The 9,033-nt window shown below is 58.4% G+C and carries 4 protein-coding genes; all 4 read left to right on the forward strand.

Going from position 1 to position 9,033, the window contains the following annotated elements; genetic code table 11:
• Entirely contained in the window at positions 1 to 1,575 is a 1,575-nt protein-coding gene (locus GSF27_RS15335) for an ABC transporter transmembrane domain-containing protein (protein WP_160970698.1), read from the forward strand.
• Complete coding sequence (locus GSF27_RS15340; RefSeq protein WP_160970699.1) at positions 1,572 to 3,695, forward strand: peptidase domain-containing ABC transporter; 2,124 nt, start codon at positions 1,572 to 1,574, stop codon at positions 3,693 to 3,695. Before GSF27_RS15335 ends, GSF27_RS15340 begins: the two co-directional genes overlap by 4 nt.
• A complete protein-coding gene (locus tag GSF27_RS15345) occupies positions 3,692 to 4,993 on the forward strand; it encodes an HlyD family type I secretion periplasmic adaptor subunit (RefSeq protein WP_160970700.1) in 1,302 nt (433 codons plus the stop codon). The genes GSF27_RS15340 and GSF27_RS15345 overlap by 4 nt, the downstream gene beginning before the upstream one ends.
• Before the next feature lie 38 nt (positions 4,994 to 5,031).
• Positions 5,032 to 9,033: VCBS domain-containing protein (locus GSF27_RS15350; RefSeq protein WP_160970701.1), on the forward strand; the 4,002-nt coding region annotated here is incomplete at its 3' end.

Here is a 9,033-nt window from a genome sequence, read left to right on the forward strand (position 1 = left end):
ATGACCCTGTCTGATCTCAAGCGCGGTCTCAAGCCCCGCCTGCTGCTTATATCTCTGGCGATAATGCTGTTGTCACTGGCACTGCCTATTGCCATGTTGCAAATCTACGACCGCATCCTGCCCAATCATGGGGTGGGTACCGCCTGGGTGATCACCCTGGGGGTATTCTCAGCCATCGTGCTGGAATCGGTGCTGCGTTACGGGCGGGCCTGGTGGTTAAACCGCGCGGGCATGAAGTATGAGGCCTGGTCCAATGTGGAGGCAGTGCAACGACTGTTGGCCGCTGATCCTGCGGAGTTGATGACGTTGGGGCGGCACGGTGTTGAAGAAGGGTTTCAGGCGCTGCGGCGCACACAGGACTATGTCTCCGGTCAGGCCTTACTGGCGCTCTACGATGCGCCGTTTATCCTGATTTTCCTGCTGTTGATTGCCTATATCGGCGGCTGGGTAGTGGTCATCCCTCTGTTGGTACTGGCGGTGGCGTTTGTCACAGTCTATTTGCTAAGCAATCGCGCCAGCGAGTTTGCCCAGGGGGTGGATGACGCTACCGCTCTGCGGGCGCCGATTATTCAGGAATCCTTTGCCCGGGTGCTGTCGCTGAAGGCTGGCGCACTGGACAGTGCCATGCTGAAGGCGTTTGACCGGGGGCACAGACGGGTCGCTGCCGAGCAGGCAGGGCTGGATGAGTACCTGATGCGAATCCAGCTGGTGACTGCGTTTTTCTCCCAGGCAACCACGGTAATGGTGGTTATCTTCAGCGCACACCTGGTGATTTCCGGTGATATGTCCAGCGGTGCCCTGGCAGCCTGTACCTTGCTGGCCGGTCGCATTATGGCACCGGTGGGGGCGTTGTTTTCTTTCTGGAGTCAGGTGCAGCGTTCGGAGCAGGCGCAGGCCAGGGCCCAGGAGTTACTGAGTGTCGGCAGTGATACCCCGCCAGTGCGTGCCTTTGATCCCAATCCTGTGGGGGTGGAGGGGCGTAACCTGCGGCTGCCCGGTGTTGCCGGGGCGCTGTCGGTGACTGTCAAAGCGGGCAGTCTGGTGTGGCTGCAGGAGAGTGGTTGGTTGCGCTGGTCGCCCTGGCTCAGGGCGCTGGCGAAGCGGGCGCAACCGCTGGCGGGAGCCACCCGCTTTATTACCGCTCCGGATCTGGAGGCGGATCTTGCCTATGTCCCTGACGGGATCTGGATTTTCCAGGGAACGGTGATGGAAAACCTGACCACCTTTACCGCATCCAGGGAGACAAGCGCCATGGCGTGGTCGGTGAAACTGGGTTTGCATCAGCGCATTATCCAGCTGCCGCAGGGCTATCAAACCCAGCTGGCGGAGCATTTTCTCACCGGTCTTGGGCGTGGCACGGAACAGCTGCTGGGCATCGTTCGGGCGTTGGCCAAGCAGCCCAACCTGCTGATCCTGGATCACGCTGACCGCAGTCTTGATCTTGCCGCCCAGAAGGCGCTGGCCGGTGCAATCAGCGGCTTGCAGGGCAAGATGACCGTGATCGCTACCACCCAGTCTCCCGAGCTGCAGGCGGTACTGGCGCCGGCGAAGATCCTGGCGGAGGTGGATCAATGAATACAATGGCGATGGCCTACGGGGACAATATTGAGCTGCCGGAAGCGTTCAGTATCCACCAGCGAGACCTGCTGACCCTGCTTAAAGCGCTGCAATGGCAGGGTTCCATCTACGAACTGCTGACTGTCCTGCCGACGGAGCAGGCGACCTTAAGCTTGGATGAGCTGCGGGATGTGCTGGGCAGGCTGGGTTTTATGACAAGGCTGCGTCGCGGGGAAGCAGGTCTGATTCCTGCCTGCGATCTGCCCACCCTGGGGATTTTGGGGCAAGAGCGCTATGTGGTGGTGCAGGCGAGGGGCTTTGACCAGCTGGAGTTCAGTTCCGGTGGCGAGCCGCTGGAGCTGGAGCAGGGACAGTCATTGCAGTGGCTGGAAATTCAGCCCAAGTCGAAAAAGCCGCTGCCCAGAGGAACCTGGTTTGCGGAGTTGGCCAGAAACTATCACGGCGCTTTTATTGCGGTGCTGATCCTGAGCCTGGCCAATGCCGTGCTGGGTCTGGCGTTGCCGCTGTTTACCATGTCGGTTTATGACTTCCTGATTCCTTCCGGCTCCCTCACCGGGCTAATGGCAATCGGTGGCGGGGCCATCATTGCGCTGGTGTGGATGGTGGCGGACAACCGCCTCAAGGCCCGCTTGCTCAGTGACCTCGCAGCCAATCTCAATTACCAGCTGGGGCGCGCCCTGTTTGGCAAGCTGATGGCATCGCCGGCGGAGTTCCTGATGCAGTCGACCCCTTTTCAGAACGAAGCCCGCATCCGGGATGTGGATAGAATCCGGGACTTTGTGGGCGGCAGCCTGGCAGTGAGTTTGCTCGACGCCCCTTTTGTGATTGTCGCCATTATCGCGATTGCCTATCTGTCCGGCTGGCTGGTATTGGTACCCCTGTTCGGCGCCGTGTTCTATTTCCTGCTGAGTTACTACTTCGATGCCAGACAACTGCACGCCGCCAGCTATGCGGGCAAGGTCAGCCAGCGCATGCAGGAACAAAAGCGTCAGGCGATTGATGGCCTGATGGTGTTGCGGGAGTCGACAGATCACACCGACTGGCTGAACAACTTCGCCAATGAATCCATTCGTTCGGCGCGGGCCAACTTCAGTTACCGGATGGTGGCCAGCTCTCAACAGGTGGTAGGCAAGGCCGCCAACATGCTTATCGGGTTGGCAACCCTGATGACCGGTATCTATATGGTGCTCAGCGGGGTGATGTCCGCCGGTGGCCTGATCGCCGCCATGATGTTGATCTGGCGGGTAACCGGACCGCTGCAGATGGCGTTTTTCTCTGCCGCCCGGATCCGTCAGTTGCGTCAGTCCATTAACCAGATCAACGCCATTATGGATGCCCCCTATGAGCAGCCACCGGAGAAGTACTTCGCGCCGCTCACTGGCCAGAAAGCCAAAATGGCTGTAGAGCGCCTGGTGTACCGCTACTCGGCGGATCGGGATGCAGCCCTTAACGGTGTCAGTTTCCCTCTGGAACGGGGGCAGCTGATGGCGGTAGTGGGTCCCAATGGCTGTGGCAAGTCCACTTTATTGGCCTGTATGGCAGGGCTGCTGCGCCCTCAGGCCGGCTCAATCAGACTTGATGACCACGACATCCGCCAGTTCAGGAATGTGGACTATCGCAACCGGGTGGCTTATCTCAATTTGCGCATGGACTTTATCGAAGGCTCGGTGGCTGACAACCTGCGGGCTGCAGCGCCGTTGGCTACAGAGGCGGAGATGTGGGCCGCGCTGGACGCCTTTGCCATGGCCGATTGCCTGCGTAATTTTCACGATGGTCTGGATACGTTGCTGATGGAGGCTGGTGAGGTGCAACTTGAACGTACCCAGGCACTGGGTATCAAGCTCGCCCGTATGCATTTGCGGGATCCGGATCTGGTACTGATTGACGATCTGTACGACGGCAGCGATCACCCGGTGATGCTGGCGCTCAGGCAGCTGATCGAAACGCCTCCTGAAGGCAAAACCATTGTTTACGCCACTCATCACAAGGAGCTGATGTTGAAAGCGGATGTCGCCATCATTATGGATAAAGGCACCGTCGCCCAGATGGCGGCATTAAATCAGGACAAGAACGAAGATTCGGGCGAAACGTTGGTAAGTGGGGAAAGCAGCGTATGAAAAAACAACTTATTTTACGTGCCTTTCCCGACAGCAGTCAGGATAAGGCGATCAGTCGCACCTTGATCGGGGTAGCTGCATTTGTTGGCTTGCTGGGGATCTGGGCTACCTTTGCCAAGGTGCCGGAGGTATCCAAAACCCGGGGTGAAGTGTTGCCACAGGGCGGCGATATTCATGTGATCCAGAGCCTTAGCGGAGGCAAGATCCTGCAGGTCTATGTGACGGAAGGTGACGTGGTGGTGAAAGGCCAGGACATTGCCCGGCTGGATCAGTCCGTCAGTGAAGCCGACATTCGCAAGCTGGACGTGAAGTACAACGATATCCTGATGCAGATGGAGCGCCTGCGGGCACTGGAGCAGGAGCGTACGCCGGACTTTGGTGCCGAGGGTAAAAGCTTCCCGGGTATTGCCAAAGTGCAGCTGGAGCTGTTTGAAAGTCAGTCCGAGTTGAAGAGCGCGAAGTTGAAAGAGATTGACGACGAGGCAGTGAGCAAGCAGGCAGAACTGGACAGCGCCGGCAAGCAGCTTGGTTTTATCGATGAGCAGGTGCAGATCATCTATCGGGAAGAGCAGATGCTGGAAACAGCGGTGGACAAAGGGTTGATCCCCAAGCGTCAGCTGCTGGAAAAACAGGAAGCGGTATCCGCCCTGAAAAAAGAGCGGGAAGAGGTAGTCGGCAGACAAGAGACCCTGCAGAAGGAGATGCTCACCCTGCAGACCCAGCGCCGTTCCATGGAGCAGGACCTGCGTACCGAATACCGCACCAATCGCGCCGAGCTGGTGGAGCAGTTGCGGGAGGTGGAAGAAGAGCTGGCCCAGGCACACAGTGCCCTGGGGCAGAACGCGCTGCAGGCCCCGGAAGACGGTATTATCAAGTCGCTGCCCAATGCCAAGGTGGGTGCCGTCATTCAGCCAGGAGGTGTTGTGGCGGAACTGGTGCCCAGCAATCAGCCTCTTAATGTAGAGGTTCGGGTATCCCCACGGGATATCGGCTTTATTGCTGTTGGGCAGCAGGTGTTAATCAAGATAGATGCCTATGATTACTCCCGGTTCGGTGCCATTCAGGGCGAGGTGGAACGGGTTTCCCCGGCTACATTTAAGGATGAGCGTACCGGTGAGCCTTACTTCAAGGCCCATATTCAGCCGGTGAGTGAATATGTGGGTGACGAAGCCCGCGACCGCAGAATTAAAGTAGGCATGACTGTGGAGGCTGACATAACCACCGGTCATAAAACTATCCTGCAATATCTGCTGAAGCCGGTGTATACCACCGTAGATACGGCGCTCACTGAACGCTAAACCCAGATTAACTCAAAGCTTTTGACCGGGAGACAACCATGAGCAACGGCGATCACGACAAGCCAGAAGGCTCTCCCTCCAGCACAAACACTTCCGGTCGGGGTGATAGCCCCCGTTCACCGGCTGACGGCACTGCCCCGGTGGCGGAGAGCGCCGCCAAGGCCGAGCCTGCCGGGGATGCCGGCGCAAAAGGCCCGTCGGACAGATCCGATGACCAGGGTCGGAGCGACCCCAAGCGCAACAACAAAAAAGAGAAGAAAAAGAAGCCTGGTGCCCAGCTGGGAGCGGCGCTTGGCGCGGCGGGCGCGGCCCACAGCGAAGCCGTGATCGGTGTTGCGGCGGAAAATGATTTTGGTCTTGATTCCATTCAGCCGGAAGATCGTAGTGGTGGGGGTGGCTCCGGTGTCGCGCAGCCCGCTGATGCAGGCAGCGAACAGACCGATCCGGCTGTGGCAACGGATCCCTTGTCCACAGCGGGACTTGCCGCTGGTGAGGCGGACGATGATGATTTACGAGGTCTCGCTGGCGGCAGCCGCGAGGGCTCGCAAATGTTCACCTTCGATGCCAGTGGCTCAACACTGTATGAACCATCGGCACCTGACGCGGACGGCGGCTTGTTTGTACCGCAGGTGGCCACCGGCGGTGCCAGCCAGCCTTCAACGGCACCACTGTTTGCGCCGGTGTTGCATCAATCAGGTGTTGCCAGCAGCGGCACATTGCCCAATCCGTTTCTGCCGGGCCCTCACCAGGGGCAGGTGGTAGAGGACGATCTGGCGCGCCAGACCGACAGTGGCAACCTGTTGCGTCCGGGCTTTCGCTGGAGCAGTGCCGGAACCCAACAGGGAACCTATGGCTCCCTGACCGTGGATGCCCAAGGCCACTGGGTGTATCAGCTGGACAATGGCGCAACAGCCACCCAACAGCTGGGTGCTACCGATCAGACAGAAGACGTTTTTAGTTTGGTCGCCAGCGATGGTTCGGTGCATGAAATCCGTGTGTCGGTACATGGCACCAACGACCAGCCGGTGATTACCAATGTTGCCGCGCAGACGGTGGCAGAAGGCGCGGCCCTGATGCAGGGCCAACTGGCGGCCACAGATGTGGATCAGGGTGCAATCCTGACGTTCACCACGACATCCTCCGTACCCGGTTTTGTATTGCATGCCGACGGCAGCTACAGCTTCAATCCTGCGGATGGCGCCTTTGACCAGCTGGCTGTAGGCCAGAAGGCAGTGCTCAATATTCCCGTTACCGTCACCGATGAGCATCAGGCGGCCGCTACCCAGACCCTGACCATCACGGTCACCGGCACCAACGACGTCCCGGTGGTGAACGCCATTGCCGCGCAGTCGGCGCACGAAGACGCCGCCGCGATCAGCGGGCAGGTCACCGGTTCGGATGTGGATGCTGGCGATACCCTTACCTACAGCATTGCGAGTCAGGTGGATGGGTTAACGCTGAACACCGACGGCAGCTGGAGCTTCGATCCGTCCCACGCGACGTATCAGTCACTGCCGGACGGTCAGCAACAGGTTATCAACGTAGACGTCACCGGCACCGATCAGCAGGGTGCCAGCAGCGTACAGACCCTGACCATTACGGTCACCGGCACCAACGATGTGCCGACCGTTACCACCGCCCTGACCGACCAAGCCACCGACCAGGGCAGTGCCTTCAGCTTTGGTGTGCCGGCGGGTACCTTTGCCGATATTGACAGCGGAGATACGCTGACTTTAACCACCAGTAACTTGCCCGCCTGGCTGAGCTTCGATGCCACCACCGGCACCTTTACCGGCACGCCGGCCAACAGCGATGTGGGTACCACCCAGATCACGGTGACCGCCACGGATAGCCATGGTGCAACGGTGACGTCCACCTTCGACCTGGTGGTGAACAACATCAACGATGCACCGGTTCTGGACCCGATCAGCCAGGTCACCACGGTGGAAGATGGTGCGCAGATAATCGGCCAGATCACCTCGACGGATATCGATGTGGGGGATACCGCCACCTACAGCACCACGGCTACTGTACCGGGCTTTACCCTTAACGCTGACGGTAGTTATACCTTCGATCCCTCTAACGCCGCGTATCAATCCCTGGCCGAAGGTGATCCCAAAACCTTGACCATAGCGATCACCGTGACCGACGCGGCGGGTGCCACGGATACCCAGAACCTTGTCATCCAGTTGACCGGTACCAATGACATTCCGACCTTAAGTAACATTGCTGCCGTAGGGGTGCACGAAGACGATGCTGTTGTCAGTGGCCACTTCAGTGCAAATGATCCGGATGCAGGTGACAAGCTGGTGTTCAGCACTGCAAAAGCGGTCGATGGGTTTCTGCTATTGACGGACGGTAGCTACAGCTTTGATCCGGGTCACGTGGCTTACCAATCGCTGCCGGATGGACAGCAACTGGATCTCGACATCCCCATCACCGTGACGGACCTGCAAGGCGCCAGCGTTACCAAGGTTCTGCATTTATCCGTCACAGGCACCAACGATGTGCCCACGGTCAGCGCCGCACTGACCGATCAGGCCACCGATCAGGGCTCAGCCTTCAGTTTCGGTGTGCCGGCGGGGACCTTCGCCGATATTGATAGCGGCGATACACTGACATTATCTACCGGGTCATTACCCGCTTGGCTCAGCTTCGATGCCATCACCGGTACTTTTACCGGTACACCTCAGAACAGCGATGTGGGCACCACCAGCATCACCGTAACCGCCACCGACAGTCACGGTGCCAGTGTCACCTCCACCTTCGACCTGGTGGTCAACAACATCAATGATGCACCGGTGCTGGATCCCATCAGTCAGGTGACGACGGTGGAAGATGGTGCGCTGGTCACCGGCCAAATTACAGCTACCGATATCGATACTGGCGATGTGCTCAGCTTCAGCACCACCGCCTCGGTGCCGGGCTTTACCCTCAATAGTGATGGCAGTTATACCTTTGATCCCTCTAACGCCGCGTATCAATCCCTGGCCGAAGGTGATCCTAAAACCCTGACCATAGCGGTCACCGTCACTGATGCGGCCGGTGCCACCGATACCCAGAATCTCATTATTAACCTCACCGGTAGCAACGACGCGCCGGTGGTGAACAGCATCGCCGCGCAGCCGGTGCATGAAGACGCCGCAGCGATCAGCGGGCAGATCACCGGTACCGACGTCGATACGGGCGATACCATCACCTACAGCATCGCCAGTCCGGTGGATGGCTTAACAGTGAATACCGACGGCAGCTGGAGCTTCGATCCGTCCCACGCCGCTTATCAGTCACTGCCGGATGGTCAGGTCAAAGACATCACTGTCACTATCACCGGCACCGATCAAAGCGGTGCCACCGACACCCAGGATCTGGTGATCCATCTGACGGGTACGAATGATATTCCGGTGATTACAGGCCATACATCCGGTGTGGTCGTAGAAGACAATAAACTGTCCGTTAGTGGCAGGCTCAGTATTACCGACGCGGATGCAGGTGAGTCCGTGTTCCAGGCGGGCACGCTGCAAGGACAGTACGGCGAGCTGACGTTGGATGCCAATGGTGCATGGACCTATGGTCTGGACAATAGTCTGGATGCTGTACAGCAGTTGATGCCGGGTGAGAAACTGATCGATTTTGTGACGGTACAGTCGTTTGATGGTACGCCTCAGGATATTCGGATTCAGATTAACGGCACCAATGATAAGCCCCGTATTGATCACGCCGCGTCAGCCCAGACGGCTACCGAAGATGTCGCTTTCACCTTCGCTTTGCCGGCCGATACTTTTGCGGATACCGATATACACGATACTACTGCGTTGTCAGTTTCCGGGTTGCCGGCCTGGCTGCATTTTGATGCCGCTACTGGCCAGTTTTCGGGCACGCCTACCAACGCGGATGTAGGTTCGATCCAGATCACAGTCAAAGATACGGACTCCTTTGGCGCACAGATTTCCACGACCTTTAATCTGACGGTCAATAACGTCAACGACCCACCGGTACTGTCTCCAGTGTCGACTCAGAACGTGGATGAGGGTGGTGCACAA

Source organism: Pseudomaricurvus sp. HS19 (genome assembly GCF_009857815.1).
Classification (GTDB): domain Bacteria; phylum Pseudomonadota; class Gammaproteobacteria; order Pseudomonadales; family Cellvibrionaceae; genus Pseudomaricurvus.

Excerpts from the sequence above, each read along its gene's own strand:
- GSF27_RS15335 (WP_160970698.1), top strand. The coding sequence starts at position 1 with ATGACCCTGTCTGATCTCAAGCGCGGTCTCAAGCCCCGCCTGCTGCTT.
- GSF27_RS15340 (WP_160970699.1), top strand. The coding sequence starts at position 1,572 with ATGAATACAATGGCGATGGCCTACGGGGACAATATTGAGCTGCCGGAA.
- GSF27_RS15345 (WP_160970700.1), top strand. The coding sequence starts at position 3,692 with ATGAAAAAACAACTTATTTTACGTGCCTTTCCCGACAGCAGTCAGGAT.